This is a genomic window from Bartonella eidoli (assembly GCF_036576145.1).
Classification (GTDB): Bacteria; Pseudomonadota; Alphaproteobacteria; order Rhizobiales; family Rhizobiaceae; genus Bartonella.
The window spans coordinates 63,488-88,169 of record NZ_JBAFWX010000002.1 but is presented as its reverse complement, the minus strand read 5'-3'; the positions used below and the strand labels follow the sequence as shown (position 1 = coordinate 88,169).

The window sequence follows — 24,682 nt, the reverse complement described above, 5'->3', positions numbered from 1 at the left end:
TAAAGTCTTTATCGTTTAAACATATAAAAATTAAGGTCACTTTTTGTCTTTTAGTTCATCAAAGAATAACAAAAATTTCAACTTATAAACTATTTCGTTATTAAACAAAAACACAATCGCTAGTACTCCAAGCTGCTAAACAAAAATGCTAAATTTCTGTCAATTTTATGGAATAAATACTCATGAATATCTGCAATAACATCGCCATTACGCCAGAATTAGTTGCACAACATGGCTTAAAAAACGATGAATATCAACATATTTTAACCTTAATTGGTAGGGAGCCGACATTTACCGAGCTTGGAATATTTTCTGCAATGTGGAATGAACATTGTTCTTATAAATCATCCAAAAGATGGCTAAAAACTTTACCAACGGAAGGAAAATGTGTCATTCAAGGACCTGGTGAAAATGCAGGAGTTGTTGATATTGGAAAAGGCCAATGCGTAGTTTTTAAAATGGAAAGCCATAATCATCCTTCTTACATTGAACCTTATCAAGGTGCAGCAACGGGTGTTGGCGGAATTTTACGTGATGTCTTCACTATGGGAGCTCGCCCAGTTGCGGCTATGAATTCATTGCGATTTGGAGCTCCAGATCACCCTAAAACACGGCATCTTGTTTCTGGTGTTGTTTCTGGAATTGGTGGTTATAGTAATGCTTTTGGTGTTCCAACTGTCGGTGGAGAAATAAATTTTGACAAACGTTATAATGGAAATATTCTTGTTAATGCTTTTGTAGCTGGTATAGCAAAAACAAATTCTATTTTTTATTCTAAAGCGCAGGGAGTTGGACTTCCCGTTGTGTACCTTGGAGCCAAAACAGGACGTGATGGTGTTGGTGGAGCAACAATGGCTTCTGCAGAATTTGACGATTCAGTTAGTGAAAAACGTCCAACTGTTCAAGTAGGTGATCCTTTTACTGGAAAATGTCTTCTTGAGGCTTGTTTAGAATTAATGAGTTTAGGAGCTGTCGTAGCTATTCAAGACATGGGAGCTGCAGGACTGACATCCTCTTCAGTTGAAATGGGTGCAAAAGGTAATTTAGGAATAACCCTAAATCTCGATAACGTGCCCGTTCGTGAAGAAAACATGACGGCTTATGAAATGATGCTTTCTGAAAGTCAAGAACGCATGCTTATGGTTCTTAAACCGGAATTAGAAAAGCAAGCCGCTGCAATTTTTCATAAATGGGGACTTCATTTTTCTATTATTGGGAAAACAACAGATGATTTACGTTTTCGCGTATTGCATCAAGGAACAGAAGTAGTAAACCTTCCAATCAAAGAACTTGGGAATGAAGCACCTGTTTACGATCGTCCTTGGAAGGAGCCTACAAAAAAACCTTTCCTCAAAGCAGAAGATATTGAAATAGTCGAAAATTTTTCCTCTGTACTCCTTACATTATTGAACTCTGCTAATCAAAGTTCACGAAGATGGGTTTATGAACAATATGATACACTCATACAAGGAAATAGTCTTGTTTCTCCTGGAGGTGATGCAGGAATCATTCGTGTAAGTAATAATGATAAACGTGCCCTCGCCTTTTCTTCTGATGTAACACCTCGTTATTGTGAAGCTGATCCTTATGAAGGAGGGAAACAAGCTGTTGCAGAATGTTGGCGTAACATCAGTGTTACAGGTGCAACACCATTGGCAGCTACAGATAATCTAAATTTTGGTAATCCTGAAAAACCTGAAATTATGGGACAATTGGTTTTTGCTATTAAAGGCATAGGTGAAGCTTGTAAAGCTCTTGATTTCCCTATCGTCTCTGGGAATGTTTCCCTTTACAATGAAACCAATGGAGAATCAATCCTGCCTACACCTACAATAGCTGGTGTAGGAATTCTTGATGATTGGTCTAAAATGGTAACAATCGGTGGTATGCACAATAAAGACAGTATCATTTTGATTGGATCTTGTGGATCACATTTAGGGCAATCAATTTATGCGCGTGATATCTTAAATATTGACGAAGGCTCACCACCTTATATAGATTTACAACTTGAAAAGAAGCATGGACAATTTGTTAGAGATGTTATTAACCGTGGTTTTGTGCATGCCGCTCATGACCTTTCTGATGGAGGACTAGCTATTGCCCTTGCAGAAATAGTAATTAAGTCGGGTAAAGGCATTAAAGCACGATTAAGCAACATATTCCCGCATCATGCTGAGCTTTTTGGTGAAGATCAAGGACGTTATCTTTTGGCGATTAAACCCGATGCACTTAATGACTTTAAAAGTTTAGCACAAATAAATAAAATTTCCTTCACAGAACTTGGTACAGTTGAAGGTGATGCGCTTGATATAGAAGGAGTCTTAAAACTTTCGGTATCAGAACTTACAAAAGCTTATGAAAGCTGGTTTCCCCAATTTATGAATGAAACTCAATAACTATTCATTTTAACCAGCTATATACTATTATTGAAATGATAAAAACAAAGGAAAATCAATATGGCTATGAGTGCTCATGCAATTGAAGTTTTGATTCGCGAAAGTATTCCTGATGCAAAAGTTATAATCCGTGACCTTGCAGGAGATGGTGAGCATTATGCCGCAGAAGTCATTTCAAATAGTTTTCGAGACAAAAGCCGTATTCAACAACATAGAATGGTCTACGATGCTCTTAAAGGAAGTATGGGAGATGCTCTACACGCGTTGGCACTTCAAACAAGTATCCCGAATGATTTTTAAATTTCTTCTTGCATTCATTCTATAAATACGATTACAAGAAAAATTTTAATGTAAGAATATGTACATTCTTAAATCCGCAATATTGGGGGATGATAATGACTGTCACTCATGACTTTATTGAAAAAGAAATTAAGACAAATGATATCGTTTTATTCATGAAAGGAACACCTACCGCTCCGCAATGCGGTTTTTCTGGACAAGTTGTTCAAATCCTAGAATATCTAGGATTAAATTATAAAGGAATTGATGTTCTAACTTCAAATGAATTACGTCAAGGAATAAAGGATTATTCAAATTGGCCCACAATTCCACAGCTTTATATTAAAGGTGAATTTGTTGGTGGTTGCGATATTGTTAAAGAAATGTTTCAAAACAATGAGTTGCAAAAACTTCTTAAAGAAAACAATATTTCATTTAATATGTCATGATTTTTTTCTGACTTATTCTGCGTTTTTATAAAAAATTTTCAGCCGAGTCTTTTACTTTTAAAGGATAGATATGTTACGTTCAATCGATGAGCAAAAACACATAGATACAATTAAAGAGAGCATTGGATATAAAGAATTTGTTATTCTTCTTGCATCGCTTATGATAATTAATTCTATAGCCATTGATATTGTCCTACCAGCTATGCCTTCTATTTTAGAAAGCTTACATATTAATAATGAAAATTATCAGAATTATATTATTTCTTGTTACCTTATCAGCTATGGAGTGACACAAATATTCTTTGGTCCTATAAGTGATCGTTATGGACGCCGTAAACTTATTCTTATTGGCCTTGCTTTTTATTCAATTACGTCTGTTTGCTGTGCATTCGTATCAAGTTTTCCTGTATTGCTTGTCTTACGCGTTTTACAAGGTATGGGTGGAGCAGCCATGCGTGTAATCATAATTTCCATTATACGTGACCTCTATAGCGGTAGAAAAATGGCAGAAGTTATATCTATAGTTATGATGGTTTTTCTCATTGCACCAATGATTGGGCCAGCAGTGGGACAAATAATTTTGTCATTCGGATCTTGGCACCTTATTTTTATGTTCATGGCAGCAATTGGCTTTGGACTAATGGTTTGGATTTATACACGTTTGCCTGAAACCCTTCATGTACAAAGATCTCTTTCTTTTTCCTCTATTAAAACAAACCTTGAGCTGGTTATAACTACACGTTCCAGTCTTTGTTATACACTTGCTGCTTCAATTATCTTAGGCTGTATTTTTATTGCTATTAATACATCACAACAAGTTTATGGCGGCATTTATAATTTAGGATTCTGGTTTCCAATAGCTTTTGCGGTTAGTGCAGCATTTGAAGTTATAGCATGCCTTCTAAACTCTCTATTTGTTGGACGTTTTGGGATGCGACGTATTTCTCATAGCATGCTTCTTTTATTTTGCGCTGTTTCGTGTATTTGGTTCATTGGTTCAATCTTTGCAGATGGTGTTATTCCATTTCCTTTCTACATGCTATTATATTGTACATTAATGTTTGCATGCGGAGGTATGATGGCTAACTTTAATACACTTGCTCTTGAGCCTTTAGGAGATATTGCTGGAACTGCATCTTCTGTATCTGGCTTCCTTCAAAGCTCTATTGGTGCAAGTCTTTCTCTCTTTATTGCACAACAATTTGATGAAACAACAATTCCTAATTCGGCAGGATTTTTCTTTTTAAGCCTTATTGCCATAGCCCTTGTTTTATGGGCAGAGCGTGGACGTTTTTTCATGCAACAAAATTTAAAATAATATATAATATCAAAAGGCTTAGTAATAAAATAAGATGTCTTTTTCCTAAGCCTTTATAATTTAGCGCTGCATTATATTAATTGATAAATTTTCCTGATTTAGGAAATCCTCTAGGAACTAAACGTCCTGCTCCAGAGCGTGTGCCTATCCATTCAGTCAGTTCAGAAGATTGGCGATTAAAATTACGCTCAGCTGTATCTTGCCAACTCAAACCTTCTAATAAATTGAAAGTTTTAACATCACAAATACCACCTTCTTTATATCGCTGCAAGCGTACTCCCTTACCACGATTCATTTCCGGTATTTCTTGAACAGAAAAAATCAGCATCTTGCGATTTTCTCCAACCACTGCGATATGATCACCTTCTACCAAAATGCAAAGCTTAACCTTGTCAGGAGACTTTACATTCATAACTTGCTTTCCTTTTCGCGTATTAGAAATCACCTCTGCTTCAGGAACAATAAAACCATTTCCATGAGATGAAACCAAAAGCCGTTTCTCTTGTGCGTTATGTACAAAAGCTGTAAAAATATCATCTTCATCATCCATATCAATCAGGATGCGAATTGGTTCACCATGCCCTCTACCCCCAGGTAGAATATTTGCATTAATAGTAAAAAACCTTCCGCTTGTGCTTATCATAACAATCTTATCTGTCGTAAATGCTGGAAATGCTAACTTCAAATAATCTCCTGCTTTAAAAGAAAGTATTGTGTAATCACTCAAGTGACCTTTTAAAGCACGCATCCAACCTTTTTCTGAAATAACGATTGTTACAGGCTCTTTTTCAATCATAGCTTGATGAATTTCATTGACATCATATCTCGGTGCATTTTCAAATGTTGTACGTCTTTTTCCTAAATTAGTTTCTGGACCAAAAGTTTTACGAACTTTCATTATCTCTTCTGAAATTACTTTCCATTGTTCTGTATTAGAACTTAACAAATTTTGTAATTTAATTTTTTCAGCCTCAAGAGTTTCAAATTCTTTTCTAATTTCAAATTCTTCAAGCTTCCGTAAAGCACGTAACCGCATATTCAGAATCGCTTCAGCTTGATTTTCCGTTAACTCAAAGCGTATAATCAATTCCTCTTTGGGCTCATCTTCTTCACGAATAATCTGGATTACCTCATCAAGATTCAAATATGCAATAAGATAACCATGTAAAATTTCTAATCGACAACCAATTTCATCAAGACGATAAGTAAAACGACGAACGAGAACTTCTTGACGATGTTTAAGCCATTGTCGCAAACTTTCACGTAAAGAGAGAACATTTGGCACTTTTCCTAAAGATAAAACGTTAAGATTCAAAGGAAACCTTATTTCAAAATCAGTTAATTTAAAAAGGGATTCCATGAGAATCTCAGGATCAATTGTTCTATTCTTAGGAACAAGCACAATACGAATATCTTCTGCAGATTCATCACGAATATCCTCAAGCATTGGAAATCGCCGAGCAAGAAGTAATTCTGCAGTTTTTTCTATAAGACGTGACTTTTGAACTTGATATGGAATTTCAGTTACAACAACAACATAAGAGCCACGATTACCAAGTTCTTTATACCAACGTGAACGCAACCGAAAAAAACCACGCCCCGTACGATAAGATTCCTGAATACTCTTTTTAGGTTCAACTAAAATGCCTCCTGTTGGAAAATCAGGCCCGAGAACAAATTGATTTAACTCCTCATCACTTGCACTCGGATGAGAAATTAAATGCAATGCAGCATCACATAATTCAGCAACATTATGAGGTGGAATAGACGTTGCCATACCAACCGCAATGCCTGATGAACCATTCGCTAAAAGATTAGGAAAAGCACCTGGTAAAACAACAGGTTCTTCATCTTCTTCATTATAAGTTAAACGAAAATCAATAACATTTTCATTAATCCCTTCAAGTAATAGCGCAGCCACTTCAGTCATACGCGCTTCCGTATAACGCATAGCAGCAGCATTATCACCATCAATATTACCAAAATTGCCTTGTCCATCAATTAACGGATAGCGAACTGCAAAATTTTGAGCTAAACGCACCAACGCATCATAAATAGACGCATCACCGTGAGGATGAAACTTTCCCATTACATCCCCAACAATCCGCGCACATTTAGCATAAGACTGTCCAGGATGAAGTTTAAGTAAACGCATCGCATGAATAATACGACGATGCACAGGCTTTAACCCATCCCGCACATCAGGTAATGCACGATGAGTAATAGTGGAAAGCGCATAAGCCAAATAACGCTCCTGTAAGGCAGAGCATAATTCTATTGGTTTAACAGTTTTTTTATCAAAAGGTAAAATCATTTTATCAGACATAACAATTAAGGTAACAATTCCCAAAATAATGAGTAATTATTCCACAAAATTTTTAAGTTCAATCTTTTATCACTCAATCATTTTTATTAAAAATAAAATAGATAAAATAAACATTGTAATTAAAACACGAACAATCAGTTACATCAATTTGAAAATTTTATGCGCCTATTTGAATATTTATTTTACGATACATAGAAATTATCAATATTCTAAAATAGAGTTATTTTTGATATAACAATAAGATAATATATTTAAAAATAATTACATAAATATTATTATTAAACTTCTCTAACTAATAACTATCATAAAAATACTAGATTATTTAATAATAAAGCACTGTATGAGCTCTTCAATACTTTTGAAGAGCTTCAATCAACATACAGCCTAAAATTATTTAGACAACATATACATTTTTTTTAATTTAAAGGCACTACAGCCTCATTACATGCAAATAGTATCATACTCTATTAAAGAAAAATTTATCAACTATTCTCTTTTAAAGAAGCAATTCGAATACCTAAATCACGCAATTGTACGGTAGAAACATTAGATGGAGCGCTCATTAAAAGATCAAGAGCCTGCTGATTCATTGGAAACAAGGTAATTTCACGTAAATTTTTAACCCCTTGTAAAAGCATAATAATACGATCAATACCAGCAGCCATACCTCCATGTGGTGGAGCACCATAATGAAACGCACGATAAAGAGCACCAAAACGGTCCTTTACCACTTCCTCAGTAAGCCCAACAAGACCAAAAACCTTAAGCATCATTTCTGGAGAATGATTACGAATTCCACCTGATGCAATCTCATAACCATTGCATACAAGATCATATTGAAAAGCCTTAATAGTCAGAGGATCCTGACAATCAAGAGCATCTTGCCCTCCCTGAGGCATAGAAAAAGGATTATGTGCAAAATCAAGCTTTTTTTCATCTTCATTCCATTCAAAAAATGGAAAGTCAACAATCCAAGCTAAAGAAAAACATTCATGATCAACAAGGCCTAATTCTTCTCCTATATGTGTACGTGCCAATCCTGCAAAAGATAAAAATTTCTTAGGATTTCCCGCAACAAAAAAACACGCATCACCACCATCAAGACCAAGTTGGGTACGAACAGCTTCAGTTCTCTGTTCACCAATATTTTTGGCAATAGGACCTGCTCCTTCAAATTTTCCTTCTTCTTCACGCCAAAAAATATAACCAAGACCTGGTTGCCCTTCACTTTGCGCCCATTTATTTATACGATCACAAAAAGCACGACTTCCGCCTGTCTTAGCTGGAATAGCCCAAATTTTTGCATTTTTATCATCAGCTAAAATTTGAGAAAAAACTTTAAAACCAGAATCATAAAAGTGCTGAGAAACATCTTCCATAATTATTGAATTACGCAGATCAGGCTTATCAGAACCATATTTTTGCATTGCTTCATCATAAGTAATACGAGGAAAATGCTGTGTTACAGGTTTCCCATCTGAAAACTCTTCAAAAATAGAACGCATAATTGGTTCCATTATTGAAAAAACATCCTCTTGCTCAACAAAACTCATTTCAACATCTAATTGGTAAAATTCACCTGGAAGTCGATCAGCTCGTGGATCCTCATCTCTAAAACACGGAGCAATTTGAAAATAACGGTCAAAACCAGACATCATCAGCAATTGTTTGTATTGTTGAGGTGCTTGCGGCAACGCATAAAATTTTCCTTGATGAATACGGCTGGGAATCAAAAAGTCACGTGCCCCTTCTGGAGAAGAAGCAGTTAAAAGTGGCGTGGTAAATTCTGTAAAATCATTATCTTGCATATACCGTCTAATAGCAGTAATAATTTCAGCACGGCGCATTATATTTTTATGCATAGTTTCGCGACGTAAATCAAGAAAACGATATTTCAATCGAATATCTTCTGGATAATCAGGCTCTCCAAAAACAGGTAAAGGAAGTTCATCTGCTTTTGAGAGAATCTCTACCTTTTTCAAAAAAACTTCAATTTCACCTGTCGGAAGAGCTGTATTAATAACTTCATCAGAACGCGCACGTACTTCCCCATCGACACAAATAACCCATTCAGAACGCACTTTTTCAATCAACTTAAAAGCGGGTGAAGTTGGATCAATAACGATTTGTGTGATTCCAAAATGATCACGTAAATCTATAAAAAGGATCCCGCCGTGATCGCGAACACGATGAACCCATCCAGAAAGACGAACCTGTGTTCCTACATCACATTTACGGAGAGCAGCGCAATTATGACTGCGATAACGGTGCATAGTTTTTACCTTTTTGATTGTAACATTTCATATTGCGCTACAAACGCTTTTTAAAAGCTATTTGTCAAGCTATGACAACAAAGAATCAAAAAAAATATAATATATAATAAGAGATAAATTTATTTATCTGACTATAATAGAATAATAGAACTTATTATACAAAATAAGAGATGCTAAATATGATAGCCAAAACTTAAAAAAATATAAATTTAATTATCTGGTTATAAATAAAATGATAAAATTAATTACAAAAACAGTAGACCTTGAAAAGGCTATTACAACTTTACGTAACTCTGATTTTGTTGCAGTAGACACAGAGTTTATCCGTGAAACAACTTTTTGGCCACAATTATGCCTTATTCAACTAGCCTCTCCAAATACCACAATACTGATTGATCCCATATCAAAAGATATTAATTTACAATCATTTTTTGATTTAATGATAGATAAAAAAATTATCAAAGTTTTTCATTCTGCACGTCAAGACATCGAAACAATTTATCATCTTGGAAACGTCATTCCCTGTCCTCTTTTTGATACCCAAATAGCGGGATCAATCTGCGGATTTGGCGATTCTATTTCCTATGATCAAATTGTAAAGCGCTGTACAGGTCATCTCCTTGATAAATCATCACGTTTTACAGACTGGAGCTACCGTCCTCTTTCCGACAAACAACTACTTTATGCGCTTTCAGATGTAACATATTTAAGAGACGTTTACCTCTTACTAAAAAAACAACTAGAAAAAAACAAACGCACACACTGGATGGATGACGAAATAAAAGTTCTTTCTACACCACAAACTTATGACTTGCCAGAAGACGAAGCGTGGAAAAAAGTAAAAGGAAAAGTCAAAAAACTTCGCGAACTTGCTATTTTACAAAAAATAGCAGCTTGGCGTGAACGCGAAGCACGAAAATATAATATCCCACGCCGACATATTATGAAAGATGAGTGCCTCATTGAAATCGCAACTCAACAACCTAAAGATGAATCCACATTAAAGCGTTTACGTAGCCTGAACAAAAAATGGGATAAATTATCAATAACGCAAACATTAATTAAAGCTATTCATGAGGGTCTAGAAACAGACCTTACGACTTTACCTGCTCTTCCTCAATATAATCCTAATGATACAACAACTGCAGCAACTGACCTTCTAAAAATATTACTCAAGCTTGTAGCAAATGAAAACGGTATTGCACCTAAAATTATAGCAACTTCCAACGATTTACAAAAAATCGCAAATGGCAATATAACGAAAAATATTCCTGCAATGAATGGCTGGCGCTATGAAATATTTGGTGAAAAAGCTGAAAAAATGTTAAAAGGGCAGATAGGATTTTATTTTAGCAATGGAAAAATAAATACCAAACAATTTTAAATTAAAGAAAAACTTAGCCATGCATACCTTTAAAATGATAACATATTCTAAGTAAAGTATCCGTGTTATTTAATTTACTAATTTTTTAAAACTTTAAAAATCAGTTAACTTTATCTAAACGACGAATGCAAAAAAATTTTAAACATCATCATTTTAAGAAAACAATTTTATTACTTTATATCACCTAAGGTGTATATCCGTAATAAGTTATGTAAAGCATGAAAGAAGCTCGCTAATATTTTTTTAATCTTAATGTTAAGCTATATTAAACATACAAATATAATATAAAAGAGAACCCCTATATAATTAAAATCAAAAAGTTTCAAAAGAAAGAGGAGTTTTTAGTATTTTTGATAAACGCTTTAATCGCCCAAGAGGACGATCACCTATTAAATCAGCATAACGCACAGGAATTTTTAATATGATATGACCTGGCTTTTTATACCATAATAAATTAGGCAGTATTCCCTCAACGGAAGCACTAAAAAGATTAGCAATACGCATAACTCCACCAAGAATACGCGCTTTTTTAATTGTGTTCTTAGTTGCTAACCGAAAAATAGCTGGAATTTCTTCATCAGTTAGCAGGCCCTTATTACGAAAAAAAACAGCCAATGCAACATACATACGACCATCATGAGAAATTCCTGGATAAGATCCTAGTGCTATTTGATTGGCCGCTTCATTACCTCGATAATCTGGATGTATACGCCAACCTATATCAGCAAGAAGGCAGGCAGCTTGACGATAACGAAACTCATTTTCAGTTTCTAAGATTCCAAAAGATTCAAAAGCATTGGTAGTAAAATCAATGAGTTCTTCCGCTTGCTTTGGTGAACGCGCCCGTAAAATAGCCATTTCCGTACATGCTGCAATTAAAGGATCTGAGCCACGCATTTCTTCTAACAATCGTGAATAAAGAAAGCCTTCACGTACTCCAGCACCAGAAAAAACTATTTTTTTAAAATTCATACATTGGATAAGTTCAATCAGAATAATCGCCCCATAGGACAACAATTGGCGACGATTTTTTGAGATAGCAGAAATCCCCTTGATGTCATCAATATTGCCATTGACTACAAGATGTAAAAAACACTTCATTTCAGCTGCATCAACCTCATAGCCATGCATAACGGGCAACGGATAATGTTTAGTTACCATATGGAGTTTTGCTAAATTACGCCAAGTACCTCCCACTGCATAAAAACAATGTGCTGAACCTTGATACAAAACCCCAGACTTGCAAAATTGTTCATGTACAATCTTTTCTGCTACAGCAATATTATCATTTGACATATACTGTAACCATAAACCACCTAATGGAAAAGTTATCCCCTCACCTACATTGGAATCATAAATGTCAATAAGTTCAAGACTTCCACCACCAAGATCACCTGAAATGCCCTTTGGTTGATAAAAAGCAGAAATAACTCCATACGCGGAATAAACAGCCTCTTCATTTCCTGAAAGAAGATATACTTTGCTCTGAAGAATATTTTCAGCATCCTTAATAAAAGATAATCCGTTTTTTGCTTCTCGTGCAGCAGCTGTTGCTAAAGTATAAATTTCATCAACTCCAATTTGTTGACAAAGTGCACGAAACCGTTTTAATGTCCGCAGCGCCATTTCTATTGATTTTTTTTCTAAAAATCCAGTTTTTGCAACCCCTTGACCAAGACCACAAAGAATTTTTTCATTGAATAAAACCGTTGGTGAACGAACAAGACCTTCATAAACAACAAGTCGAACAGAATTTGAACCAATATCGATAACAGCGACAGGTTTACGTCCTTTGAGTCGGCCTTGAGCGTTTATACATATCATTGGAATTCAGTATACACTTTTTTAATCTGTTGCCGATTCAATGAAACCAAATGCGAAACAGAAGACCCAAAAGTTTTTTTCCACCCCGAAAAACCTGCGTTAGTCATAAAATACTCCTGCGCACTAAACGGACTTTCATTGTTTTGTGGTGTTATACGCTTTGATGTTCCGTCGCTTAATATAGCAAAACTTTGTTGATTATCAATAATATTAGCCAACATAATCTGTAAAAGAACTTTTTTACGAACTGTTTTATCCAAAATCGGAACCAATATTTCAATACGATGATCAAAATTACGAGGCATCATATCAGCTGATCCTAAATACACAAGAGCATTCTCACTAGGCAAATCTCCACCATTACCAAAACAAAAAATGCGGCTATGTTCAAGAAAACGCCCTACAATTGACTTTACACGAATGTTATCTGAAATCCCTGAGATACCAGGACGTAAACAACATATACCACGCACTATCAAATCTATCTGCACCCCGGCTTGACTAGCACGATATAAAGAATCGATAATTTCAGGATCAACCAGTGAATTAACCTTTATCCAAATAGCAGCAAACCGCCCCTGTTGTGCATTAGAAATTTCTTTTTCTATATGCTCAAAAATGCGGTCACGTAATGTTAAAGGTGAAAATGCAATCTTCAGTGTTTTATTGGGACGCTCATACTTAGCAATATAATTAAAAAGCAACGCAATATCATGACCAATATCGTCATCAGTAGTAAAAAAAGAAAGATCGGTATAAGTTTTTGCATTAATTGGATGATAATTTCCGGTTCCAAGGTGAACATAAGAACGGTAGCATTTTCCCTCACGTCTTACGACAAGAGACATTTTAGCATGCGTTTTTAACGCAATAAAACCAAAAAAAACTTGAACACCCGCGCGTTCAAGATCACGCGCCCAACGAATATTAGCCTCTTCATCAAAACGCGCTTTAAGCTCTACCAAAGCAATCACCGACTTACCTCGTTCAGCAGCATCAATTAAAGCACTGACGATTGGACTATCATTCGATGTGCGATAAAGGGTCTGCTTAATTTCAACAACATCAGGATCGCCAGCAGCTTGACGTAAAAATTGTATAACAACATCAAATGATTCATAAGGGTGATGTATTATAATATCTTTTTTACGGATAGCTGCAAAACAATCTCCATTATATGCATGAATACATTCAGGGAAATGAGAAGTATAAGAAATAAACTTTAAGTCATCACGAGGAATAGCAGCAATTTCTGATACCATATTAAGTGCTAATAATCCGTCTAAAATATTTACATAATATGTAGAAACAGACAATCCATCCATTATAAATTGGCGTAAATGTTTAGGCATTTTTGCATCAAATTCAATTCGAATAACCTGCCCACGACGACGCCTTTTAAGGGCAGTTTCAAAAAAGCGAACAAAATCTTCAGCGTCCCCTTCTACCTCAATATCGCTATCACGAATAACCCTAAACATTCCTAATCCATTAATTTCATCGGCAGGAAATAAGCAGTCAATAAAAAGGCTAATAACATTTTCAAATGAAATAAAACGAAAATTATTGCCTTTTTGAGGAAGAAGAATAAAGCGTTTCAAAGTACTTGGTATACGCAATAACATAACAACGGGACTTTTATCGCTCTGCCGTATTAAATAAAGGGCTACAGACAAACCTAAATTAGGAATGAATGGAAAAGGATGAGAAGGATCTATAGACAAAAACGTTAAAACAGGAAAAATCTTATCAAAAAAATATTCTTCAAGCCATAACTTTTCAAACTCAGAGAGCTCATTGGAATCTATGATTTCAATATGATTCTGTTTTAATTCATAACATAAATTACATAATTCCTGTTGTTGCCTGATCTGTAAACGTGAAATTTCAGCGAGAACAATATCGAGTTGTTCCTGAGGTGTATGTCCATCTGCGCTACATTCTGTAATTCCAGCACGAATTTGAGCAACAAGACCTGCGACACGAACCATAAAAAACTCATCAAGGTTAGCCGCTGAAATCGAAAGAAATCGTACCCGCTCTAATAAAGGATATCCTGAATTAGCGGCTTGCATCAACACACGATTATTAAATTGTAACCATGAAAATTCTCGATTAACAAATCGTGCCGGACTTTTCACCATTATATCCTGCACAAAAATCTGATCTATTCCTTTCTGTCCCATATACTTTATTAATCTTCCTTTATACGTTACCTTTGCATGCTGTATATATGCATATTTAAAATCTTTATAGGTAAATAAACACGCCTATAATTGCTTGTAGCACTCACATATTAACGACTAATTTTTCTCGTTATGTTATTTATATTTGATATCTTACAATAATTTAGAATACTCTTATTCACAAATTTCTTAAAAATCACCTTGCATTATAATACACTTTATTACAGAGTACAGTTAGAGAGTCTAATCAGACCTTACTAGATAATTTATTCAGAGCTTATATACCATGGCTGATCATAACATTCCTCATTTCCAAAATGACCTTGGATATAAAGTAATTGAAATTGGTGTAAAAGAATTTATGTGTGTAGGAGCCACACAACCATTTGATCACCCCCATATTTTTATTGATATGGGAGCAGCTGATGAAAAAATTTGTCCTTATTGTTCAACACTTTATCGATACAATCCCTCATTGTCATATAAGCAAACAAAACCGACAGGGTGTTTGTATCATCCTAATAACTTTTTGTAATGCAATTTTTAATTTTACGAAATGAAATGGCCAATTGATCAATCCCCAGTAATTGTCGGAGCGGGTATCGCAGGTTTAAGCTCAGCTTTAGCACTTGCTCATCAAGGTATAGAAAGTACCATTATTGAAAAATGTAAACAACTTGATGCGATAGGTGCTGGTGTCCAACTCACCCCTAATGCAACACGCCTTCTTGCTCAATGGAAAGTTCTCGATAAACTTACTGAAATGGGAATGATACCACACTTTTTGGAAATAAGAGATGGGATTTCTTTAAAAACGCATCTGCATGTTGATCTCCTCAGCTTATCAAAAAAACAATGGAAAGCCCCTTATATAACAATTCACCGGGCAGATTTACAAAAAGTTTTGTACGATGCTGTTATTGAAAATCCTCTCATTAAATACAAAGCAGGTGAAACTATTTTATCATCTACCCAAAACACAGCCAACAGCCTGAATATAAAAACAGTTACATCAACTGGAAAACAGCAATACCAACTTTATTCAACACCTCTTCTCATTGGATGCGATGGAGTTTGGTCGACATTACGCCAATTGGCTCCTTTTCACGAAAAAGCAGATTTTAGTGGCTTTATTGCTTGGCGGACAACAATAGAATCTAAAAATTTTCCTGAAAGTTTTTGCTTTTTATTAAAAAGTATGAAAACAATTACTGCTTGGATGGGGCCCAAAAATCACCTGGTTATTTATCCTATTAAGCCATCAGCAAAAACTTTTAATTTAATAGCTATTACTCATGGAGAAAATACAAAAAAAGAGTGGAATCAGAAAGGAGAAAAAGAAAGACTTAAATTTCTTTTTAAAGATTGGAATTTTCAAATTTTGAAAATTTTTGATTATATTGATGAATGGAGCTATTGGCCACTTTTTCAAATGAAGCATAATCGTTTTATAGGTTTAGAACGACAAGTATTTGTCGGTGATTGTGCACATGCAGCCTTACCTTTTGCTGCACAAGGTGCAGCAATGGCAATAGAGGATGCTGCTACATTAGCCAAAGCACTCTCTATTAAAAACTTAACATTAACTGAAGCCCTTTTGCATTATAAAAAAGTACGCTCCCCCCGTATTACAGCTGTAAAGAAACGTGGAAACTTTAACAGAATAGTCTACCATGCAACCGGTCTTACAGCAGTTGCACGAAATTTCATAATGAAAATTCGCTCACCGGAAAAAATCATGTCAGATCTCAACTGGCTTTACATGTATAACGCTCTGAACTTAACATGAGAGTGGAATGAAGAAGTAAATGGATTGGTATTTAAGAAAATTCTAAACCTCTGATATAAAAAATACCTCATCCAATGAAGCCCTTTATATTTATGAATTTAAGTTAATTCCACATCAACAACCCCATGGATTGATTTCATAACACTTGCTACATGTAAATTTATCTTATATTTTTTCGGCAGCATAATTTCAACCTCTTGTATTCCATCCTCTTGAATTAAAATAAGCCCTACCTCTCCATTACCATTAGAGTTTAAATTTTTTTCAATTTTTGGAAGTATATCAACTTCCTTTATAAAAATACGCATCTTTTTATAAAATTGTGATGCTTCTTGCTCCAAAGACCTAAGACTCTTAAGTTGCAAACGAACCTCTTCAGAACGATTTTCTACACCTACCGTAATTATAAAAGATTCTCCAGGCTCTAACATATCTTCATAAAGCGAAAGCTCTTCAGAAAAAACAACTGTTTCATATTGGGCGCTTGTATCAGAAAATTGAATAACTCCCATTTTCTTACCAGATTTTGTTTTACGAACCCGTTTTGCTACAACCGTTCCAGAAAGCTGAACAGTAGTTGTTTCTTCTTTTATTTTATTGGAAAAATTTACAAAAGTCTGAATGCGTTTTTTCGCTAAAATATCCTTATATTCATTTAAAGGATGAGCAGAAAAATAAAAACCTATTGCTTGAAATTCTCGATAAAGCTTCTCAGAAGGTAGCCACGGGTCTGTTTCAAATAAAATCAAAGGTTCTTTTAATCCACCCTCCATACCAAATATATCAGTCTGTCCACTAAAATTATTCTCAAAAATACGAAGTGCACGGGCATGAAGAGTTTCAATATTTTTCAACAAAACTTCACGTGAAATATTGAAGCAATCAAGAGCACCAGCACAAATCAAACTCTCCATCGCACGTTTATTAACGATACGGGGATCAATCCGCTCACAAAAATCTTCTATATTCTCAAAAACTTTATTTCCCCGGCAAGTTACGATATGATCAACAACCGCTTCTCCTACACCTTTGACAGCAGCAAGAGAGTAGTAAATACAATTTTCACCCACCTCAAAAACACGGTGTGATGTTTGCACACAAGGTGCAATAACTTTAATCCCCAACCTTAATGCTTCCCGCCGAAAGTCATTTAGTTTATCCGTATTCGTCATATCATACGTCATTGAAGCAGCTAAAAATTCTACTGGATGATGTGCTTTCATATAAGCCGTTTGATAAGAAACAATTGCATAAGCAGCAGCATGTGACTTATTAAAACCGTAATCCGCAAATTTAGCTAAAAGATCAAAAATCATGTTAGCTTGGTCTTTATCCACTCCACTAGAAATAGCACCGTCCACAAAGCGCGTACGTTGTTTTTGCATTTCTGTGTGAATTTTTTTCCCCATAGCTCGACGCAATAAATCCGCTTCCCCAAGTGAATAACCAGAAAGTACCTGAGCAATTTGCATCACTTGTTCTTGATACACAATGACACCTTGCGTTTCTTTAACCAAATGATCTATTTTAGGATGGATAGAAGCGATTTCTTCCTCCCCATGTTTGCGTGCATTATATGTTGGAATATTTTCCATTGGACCTGGACGATAAAGCGCAAGAAGAGCGATAATATCTTCAATTCTATCTGGCTTCATCCCAATCAGCGCTCTACGCATACCAGAGCTTTCAACCTGAAATACCCCAACCGTTTCACCACGCGCCATCATGGTGTAGGAATCTTCATCATCTAAAGGGATATGCGACAAATTTATTTTTATTCCCTTCCGTGCGACAAAATTTACCGCCATTTTTAAAACAGTAAGTGTTTTCAATCCAAGAAAATCAAATTTTACTAGTCCAGCCTGTTCAACATGTTTCATGTTAAATTGCGTAATCGGCATATTAGAATGAGTATCACGATACATCGGAACAAGCTCTGATAGCGGACGATCCCCGATAACAATTCCTGCAGCATGAGTTGAAGCATGACGATAAAGCCCCTCTAATTGAAGAGCTATATCTAATGTGCGCCCAATGACAGGATCTTTTTTCTTTTCTTCTTCAAATTTTGGCTCATCCTTAATAGCATCAGCCAATTCAATTTGTACCCCAGGTGTAGAGGGAACTAGTTTTGAAAGATAATCCACCTGACGATAAGGTACTTCTAAAACACGCCCAACATCACGCAACACCGCACGCGCCTGTAACTTACCAAACGTAATAATCTGAGCGACTTGATCATAACCATACTTTTTTTGAACATAATGAATAACTTCTTCTCGCCGCTCCTGACAAAAGTCAATATCAAAATCTGGCATAGAAATACGATCTGGATTGAGGAAACGCTCAAATAGAAGAGAAAAACGCAATGGATCAATATCTGTGATCATCAAAGCATAAGCAACAAGCGAACCGGCACCAGATCCGCGTCCTGGACCAACAGGAATATCATGATTTTTTGCCCACTTTATAAAATCTGAAACGATAAGAAAATAACCAGAAAATTTCATCCGTTTAATGACTGAAATTTCATAATCAAGCCGTTTCTCATAATCTACAATACTATACCCCTCTGCCAACCCAACTGTATCAAGACGCATTTTTAAACCAGTTTTAGCCTGATTTAATAATTCGTTATCCTCTGTTTCTAAAGCAGCAGTTACATCTGAAGATTGTTCTATAAAACGAGGCAAAATTGGTTTTCGAAGTGGTGTTGCAGTATGACAACGCAGTGCAATTTCAACACTATTTTCCAAAGCTTCTGGAAGATCAGAAAATAATGAAACCATTTCTTCTTGTGATTTTAAATAATGATCTGGTGTTACACGTTTACGGTCTGGGTTAGAAGCAACTTGTCCTTCTGCAACCGCCATTAAGACATCATGCGCTTCATATCCTTCTCTATTAAGAAAAAAAGCTTCATTAGTAGCAACAAGTGGAACTTCATATGCATAAGCCAAATCAACAAGCTCAGCTTCTATTTTTTTATCGTAAGAGCCATGCCTTTGTAATTCCACATAAAGCCGATCACCAAAAATTTTTTTTAAATAAATTAATCGTTTAACAGCATATTCTGTTTTATCTTCCGCCAGCAAAGAGTTAACAGGTCCCCCCTTTCCACCAGTTAAAGCAATTATTCCTTCACTGTATGATAACAGCAAATCTGCCCTGATATGAGGAATAGCAATATCATTCTGATCAAGGTAAGCACGACTAACAAGACGAACCAAATGATCATAGCCAATTTCGCTCGCCGCTAACAAAACGATAGAACAAAGATTTGCAGGATAGCGACCATTAATTAAACAAAAATTATTATTTTCATCTCCAAAATCAACAGCAAGTTGACAACCTATAATTGGTTGAATTCCATGAGAAAAACAATGCTGAGAAAATTCCAAAGCACCAAATAAATTATTTGTATCTGTAATAGCAACAGCCGGCGTATAATCAGAAATTGCATGTTGAATAATTTGTGGAATTTTTAAAGCTCCTTCAAGCAATGAATAAGCTGAGTGCACCCTCAAATGGATAAAACGAGGAAGAGAATCTTTATAACTTTGTATTTTTTTTTCTTTTAACACTCTTTACAACTTCCCACTGTAAATAAACTTCAAATGATAATTTTTAACGATCCTGTATAATTAAAAATATTCTAGATTATCTTATAAATTGACTAATTTATTTGCTACATATCAAAAAATACTTCATTTATTTTCCATATTAAACTTCCATAAAAAATACCTACAATTACAATAAATGAGCCTATAAAAATAAAATTGGAGACAGAAAATCTTTATAAATTTGTACTTTTTTCTTTTAACACTCTTTACCAACTTCCCACTGCAAATAAACTTCAAATGATAATTTTCAGCGATCCTGTACAATTAAAAGTATTCTAAATTATCTTATAAATTGACTAATTTATTTGCTACATATCAAAAAATACTTCATCTATATTCCATATTAGACTTCCATCAAGAAATACCTATAATTACAATGAGTAAACCTATAAAAAAACTGTAGGATAAACTTCCTTATGCGCTCAGACATTATCAGTCCTCTTTTTTCCCCCATTCGTACCTTATCAGGAGTTAGCCCCAAAATATGTGCTTTATTAGCCAAAATTCTAAACATTAATCTTACACAACGTGAAGCAACTCTTATTGATCTTCTTCAATTAATGCCTCATTCTGTCATCGACCGCAGAATATGCCCGAATATTTCTTTAGCACAAGAAGGAAATACTGTTACTCTTGAAGTCATCGTCGATTATCATCAACCCCCACCAACTGATCGTAATAGATTGCCCTATCGTGTCATTGCTCATGATGAAACGGGAGCAATAAATTTAGTATTTTTTCATGCTCAATTCTCTTGGTTAAAAAAACAATTACCAGAGGGAAAAAAAGTTATTGTATCGGGTAAAGTAGAAAGATTTAATGGACAGCTTTCAATGGCACATCCAGATCATATTGTCCCAAGCGAACAATTAAATAAAATTCCGCTTATTGAGCCTGTCTACCCCTCTACTGCTGGATTATCCACAAAAATTCTAAGACGTACAATACAAAATGCACTTGAATATATTCCCCTCCTACCAGAATGGATAGAAGAAAGCGTTAAAAAGGAGCAAAATTTTTCTTCTTTTTCTATCGCTTTACATCGCATCCACGATCCCATAGATCCTAACGACTTATCTTTAGAAAGTGCAGCACGCAGACGTCTTGCCTATGATGAATTACTATCTTGTCAATTGGCTCTCTGTCTGATGCGTTTAAAGACCAAATCTCTTGCAGGAATTTCTCGCCCATCAACAGGATTCTATACTGAAAAATTGCTACAAATTTTACCATTTCAGCTTACAAATGGCCAAAATGAAGCAATACAAGACATTTCTAATGATCTTGCTGCACCAGAGCCCATGTTAAGACTTCTTCAAGGTGACGTAGGAGCAGGAAAAACTGTAGTAGCCATGATGGCAATAGCACAAATTGCTGAAAATTCAGGACAATCCGCTTTAATGGCACCAACAGAAGTACTTGCCCGACAACATTTTGCGACGATAGCTCCTCTTGCTGAAAAAATTGGATTACAAACAGCTATTTTAACTGGGCGAGAAAAAGGAAAGTTACGCGCAAATACTCTAAAAGATATCCTATCAGGAAAAACCTCTATCATTATTGGAACTCATGCATTAATACAAAATAGCATTACCTACAATAACCTTGCATTAGCCATTATTGATGAACAACATCGTTTTGGTGTGCAGCAACGTCTTGCCCTTACTGCAAAAGGACATAAAGCTGATATGCTGGTGATGACTGCAACCCCTATTCCACGCACATTGGTCTTGACGGCTTTTGGTGATATGGATGTTTCCAAAATTTTAGAAAAACCAACAGGACGAAAACCAATTACAACAGCGCTACTTTCTTTAAAACGTATTAATGAACTTATAGAACGCATTGCAGTGGCATTAGAAAAAAAAGAAAAAATCTATTGGATTTGTCCTTTAATAGAAGAATCTACAACTCTTGAACTTACCCCTATTGAAAGCCGTTTTAATATTCTTCAAGAACGATTTGGTGCACTTGTTGGTATGATACATGGAAAAATGTCTACTGATGAAAAAGAAAAAGCAATGACATCTTTAAAATACGGGAAAATAAATATTTTAGTTGCTACTACAGTCATTGAAGTAGGTGTTGATATCCCAGATGCTTCAATCATTGTTATAGAACATGCTGAACATTTTGGCCTTTCACAGCTACATCAATTACGCGGACGTGTTGGACGAGGAGAAAAAAAATCTTCTTGTGTTTTATTATACAAAGATCCACTAACAAAAATGGCAGCAGCACGTCTTGATATTATACGCAATACGGAAGATGGCTTTGAAATTGCTGAAAAAGACTGGCAATTACGAGGAGAAGGAGATATTTTAGGAGTCCGGCAGTCTGGTATGCCTGAGTTTCGCATAGCAAACCTCGCAGCACATAGCGACCTCCTATTAATGGCAAGAAAGGATGCACGTTTATTTTTACAAAAAGACGCTAACCTCTCCTCTAAACGAGGACAAGCTTTACGTTTTCTGCTTGACCTTTTCGGACGTGATGACGCTATACAATTATTACGTGCAGGATAGATTTAAATAACGCTTAATAAGATTTGCATATCTCACAGTATGTTTTTACAATTCTTACAACCCTGTAAGCAAAAAATACTTATAAGTTAAAATAACTTATAACAAATATTTTAATGTTATGAAAAATTACAAGCCGACTTCGATATTATGATTCTGTAAATCTTCACAAAAAATTAATATAATATCGAGATAAACTGGCCATTATCATTCATAATCCTGTTATCATATATAAAAAAAGTAAATAGCAAACTTGATTACAACCTACCAGTAAAAAAAATGCACTATTTTTACATAATTTTTTGAACGTACTTATATATAATCAATAACATTTATAATTATAAATTATATATAACCTATTTAAACAACAAATACGAAAAAGTATTTTTATTAAAAAATAAAATTATATATTTAAAATTAATTACATTAATGCAATTTATATAATAAATAATTTATATTTAATGTATAAAAAATAACTTATTTTTCTATATTACTAATAATAATTCATTTCTTTCAAAAAGACTATAATACATTATGAAATAATAAAAACCATATTCTAATAAAATAGGAAAATAACTATCATTTTAGCCAAAAATTGATTTTGAAAAATGGATAACATCCTGATATTTTTAGAAGAGAACTGATCCCACTGCAGCTTAAAAACTACTCATTTTCAACTATATCTGAAACTTACCTTTAGGAACAATTCTCCTTCATTTTGCACCCGTTAACTTTTACCAACTGTGCTGCTCACTAAGCTAAATAGGTATTTCTAAACTCTGTGGGCATTAAATGTAAAGAAAACTTATTTCTCCACCTACTTAATAATCCTAGCAACTTCATCTCATGTTTCATAAAACTTTATTGTAATATACTAAAATATTGACATGACATAATCTACAATATTCCTAATATAAAACTTACTAAAAACATAATGATAAAAACTACTTATTATTCAAAGAATACTTTCCCGCACCAGTAATAAAAAACAGCATAAAACCACACGCTATACTAACATTTTTATAAAAGTGAAAAAACGCACCCTGTGCTTCTGGCCCACTCATATGCCAATATGGATGCCCTAAATAAGCAGTTCCAAGGGTGAATAACGCAAAAATTAATGACACTGGCCTTACATAATAACCCAAAATAACTGCGATACTAAAACCTACCTCGACAATCACGGCTATAATAGCTGCAATCATGGGCAGTGGCGCACCTAAATACGACATGTAATTAACTGTACTTTGAAAAGAAGTTAACTTCTGCCATCCAGACATTAAAAATAAAAGCACAAATATAACTCTTATAATTAAAAGAGCCATATCTTCGTATTTTCCAAAAGAAAGCTTTTTCATATTATACTCAAGTTCCTATTTATTAAAAATCATCATTTTAAATTTATTTTAAATCTATTCAACAAAAAAAGTAAAAATTATGTTTTTTTTATGATTTATTTACGTAAATTAAAAGTACTTTAATTTAATTATATAAATATAAATGTTTATATAGTTAAATTATAAAAAAATATCTATATTTAAATATAAAAATATTACTTTATTAAAATAATAATATTATATACTAAAAAATATATATTTTATAAAACTTATAATATAAATATTATATAATTATTTAAATATTATTTTTTATAAAATAAACAGTGAAATATTTTATATAATTCAATATATATTTAATAAATAAAATTTTATTGCATAATATAATTAGAATTTTAAAACTTTATAAAAATTATAATAACAATTTTTACTCACATAGCTAAAAATGTTTCTCTCAAAAATTATCTATAACATCCAAAACTAAAAAAAATTATAATTGGTGTTCATAATCAATTTTGTTTTCCGATAAATAATTCTTAATTGCTAAAGAATTCAAATCGTAATAAAAAATATAAAATGATTGCTATAAACTCCTATAAAGAAAATAAGTTGATATTATCGACTATCTCTTAAAAACTCAAAAATCTTAGCGAATGCAATCTATTAAAAAGTTATCTTAAACCAATCATTAAAGCTAAATAAATACGATAATGAATATTTCCAATTCCAGACAAATTAAAACTTGCCAACATATATCAGCTATACTCATTCTTTTCTAAATTATATTCCTGAAACCTAACTTTAATTTGACGGACCACCCTCTAAAAAAGCATCGTAAATTTAAAATAAAATCCTATCACTTCACCTAAACAATATAATCCGGTGGCTAAACTAAGAAAATCCAATTATGCCATACAAAGTGCACAATAAATTTTGCAACTAGATTTTAATTATTAACTATGGATAAAAATGAATATCA

The 24,682-nt window shown here is 34.2% G+C and carries 14 protein-coding genes; 8 read left to right on the top strand and 6 right to left on the bottom strand.

Annotated features, from left to right (window positions below):
• Window positions 1-182 precede the first annotated feature (182 nt).
• From purL to V5N68_RS01890, 4 genes are all read left to right on the top strand, one after another.
• Window positions 183-2,396, top strand: coding sequence for a phosphoribosylformylglycinamidine synthase subunit PurL (gene purL, locus V5N68_RS01905; protein WP_332065505.1), 2,214 nt, complete (start codon window positions 183-185; stop codon window positions 2,394-2,396).
• Between the two features lie 60 nt (window positions 2,397-2,456).
• Window positions 2,457-2,696, top strand: coding sequence for a BolA/IbaG family iron-sulfur metabolism protein (locus tag V5N68_RS01900; protein ID WP_332065504.1), 240 nt, complete (start codon window positions 2,457-2,459; stop codon window positions 2,694-2,696).
• 95 nt (window positions 2,697-2,791) lie between these two features.
• Window positions 2,792-3,124, top strand: a complete 333-nt coding sequence (gene grxD / locus V5N68_RS01895) for a Grx4 family monothiol glutaredoxin (RefSeq protein ID WP_332065503.1) — start codon at window positions 2,792-2,794, stop codon at window positions 3,122-3,124.
• Window positions 3,125-3,194: 70 nt separating this feature from the next.
• Window positions 3,195-4,442: a multidrug effflux MFS transporter gene (locus V5N68_RS01890; RefSeq protein WP_332065502.1), complete on the top strand. Its 1,248-nt coding sequence runs from the start codon at window positions 3,195-3,197 to the stop codon at window positions 4,440-4,442.
• A gap of 76 nt (window positions 4,443-4,518) precedes the next feature.
• On the opposite strand, the gene parC is transcribed toward V5N68_RS01890, so the two are convergent.
• Both parC and aspS read right to left on the bottom strand, forming a co-directional pair.
• Entirely contained in the window at window positions 4,519-6,768 is a 2,250-nt protein-coding gene (gene parC, locus V5N68_RS01885) for a DNA topoisomerase IV subunit A (RefSeq protein ID WP_332065501.1), read from the bottom strand.
• 482 nt (window positions 6,769-7,250) lie between these two features.
• Complete coding sequence (gene aspS / locus V5N68_RS01880; protein WP_332065500.1) at window positions 7,251-9,041, bottom strand: aspartate--tRNA ligase; 1,791 nt, start codon at window positions 9,039-9,041, stop codon at window positions 7,251-7,253.
• A gap of 232 nt (window positions 9,042-9,273) precedes the next feature.
• Here aspS and rnd point away from each other — a divergent pair, with 232 nt between their 5' ends.
• Window positions 9,274-10,425, top strand: coding sequence for a ribonuclease D (rnd, locus tag V5N68_RS01875; RefSeq protein ID WP_332065499.1), 1,152 nt, complete (start codon window positions 9,274-9,276; stop codon window positions 10,423-10,425).
• A gap of 312 nt (window positions 10,426-10,737) precedes the next feature.
• Here rnd and V5N68_RS01870 read toward each other — a convergent pair whose 3' ends face one another.
• Entirely contained in the window at window positions 10,738-12,249 is a 1,512-nt protein-coding gene (locus V5N68_RS01870) for a Ppx/GppA family phosphatase (protein WP_332065498.1), read from the bottom strand.
• Window positions 12,246-14,435 (bottom strand): RNA degradosome polyphosphate kinase, encoded by a 2,190-nt coding sequence (locus V5N68_RS01865; protein ID WP_332065497.1) that lies wholly within the window; start codon window positions 14,433-14,435, stop codon window positions 12,246-12,248. The genes V5N68_RS01870 and V5N68_RS01865 overlap by 4 nt, the downstream gene beginning before the upstream one ends.
• Before the next feature lie 286 nt (window positions 14,436-14,721).
• Here V5N68_RS01865 and V5N68_RS01860 point away from each other — a divergent pair, with 286 nt between their 5' ends.
• Window positions 14,722-14,970 (top strand): zinc-finger domain-containing protein, encoded by a 249-nt coding sequence (locus V5N68_RS01860; protein ID WP_332065496.1) that lies wholly within the window; start codon window positions 14,722-14,724, stop codon window positions 14,968-14,970.
• A gap of 33 nt (window positions 14,971-15,003) precedes the next feature.
• Window positions 15,004-16,224 (top strand): FAD-binding protein, encoded by a 1,221-nt coding sequence (locus V5N68_RS01855; protein WP_332065632.1) that lies wholly within the window; start codon window positions 15,004-15,006, stop codon window positions 16,222-16,224.
• 98 nt (window positions 16,225-16,322) lie between these two features.
• Here the strand turns inward: V5N68_RS01855 and dnaE are convergent, their stop codons facing one another.
• On the bottom strand, window positions 16,323-19,808 hold the full coding sequence (gene dnaE, locus V5N68_RS01850) for a DNA polymerase III subunit alpha (protein ID WP_332065495.1): 3,486 nt from the start codon (window positions 19,806-19,808) through the stop codon (window positions 16,323-16,325).
• Between the two features lie 455 nt (window positions 19,809-20,263).
• Here dnaE and recG point away from each other — a divergent pair, with 455 nt between their 5' ends.
• Window positions 20,264-22,372, top strand: coding sequence for an ATP-dependent DNA helicase RecG (gene recG, locus V5N68_RS01845; protein WP_332065494.1), 2,109 nt, complete (start codon window positions 20,264-20,266; stop codon window positions 22,370-22,372).
• Window positions 22,373-23,313: 941 nt separating this feature from the next.
• On the opposite strand, the gene V5N68_RS01840 is transcribed toward recG, so the two are convergent.
• Entirely contained in the window at window positions 23,314-23,727 is a 414-nt protein-coding gene (locus V5N68_RS01840; RefSeq protein WP_332065493.1) for a DoxX family protein, read from the bottom strand.
• Window positions 23,728-24,682: the final 955 nt, after the last annotated feature.

Bases quoted from the DNA above. Each gene is read 5' to 3' on its own strand.
- grxD (WP_332065503.1), top strand. From the start codon at position 2,792: ATGACTGTCACTCATGACTTTATTGAAAAAGAAATTAAGACAAATGAT.
- aspS (WP_332065500.1), bottom strand. From the start codon at position 9,041: ATGCACCGTTATCGCAGTCATAATTGCGCTGCTCTCCGTAAATGTGAT.
- V5N68_RS01860 (WP_332065496.1), top strand. From the start codon at position 14,722: ATGGCTGATCATAACATTCCTCATTTCCAAAATGACCTTGGATATAAA.
- V5N68_RS01870 (WP_332065498.1), bottom strand. From the start codon at position 12,249: ATGATATGTATAAACGCTCAAGGCCGACTCAAAGGACGTAAACCTGTC.
- purL (WP_332065505.1), top strand. From the start codon at position 183: ATGAATATCTGCAATAACATCGCCATTACGCCAGAATTAGTTGCACAA.
- rnd (WP_332065499.1), top strand. From the start codon at position 9,274: ATGATAAAATTAATTACAAAAACAGTAGACCTTGAAAAGGCTATTACA.
- V5N68_RS01865 (WP_332065497.1), bottom strand. From the start codon at position 14,435: ATGGGACAGAAAGGAATAGATCAGATTTTTGTGCAGGATATAATGGTG.
- V5N68_RS01900 (WP_332065504.1), top strand. From the start codon at position 2,457: ATGGCTATGAGTGCTCATGCAATTGAAGTTTTGATTCGCGAAAGTATT.
- V5N68_RS01840 (WP_332065493.1), bottom strand. From the start codon at position 23,727: ATGAAAAAGCTTTCTTTTGGAAAATACGAAGATATGGCTCTTTTAATT.
- parC (WP_332065501.1), bottom strand. From the start codon at position 6,768: ATGTCTGATAAAATGATTTTACCTTTTGATAAAAAAACTGTTAAACCA.
- V5N68_RS01890 (WP_332065502.1), top strand. From the start codon at position 3,195: ATGTTACGTTCAATCGATGAGCAAAAACACATAGATACAATTAAAGAG.
- recG (WP_332065494.1), top strand. From the start codon at position 20,264: ATGCGCTCAGACATTATCAGTCCTCTTTTTTCCCCCATTCGTACCTTA.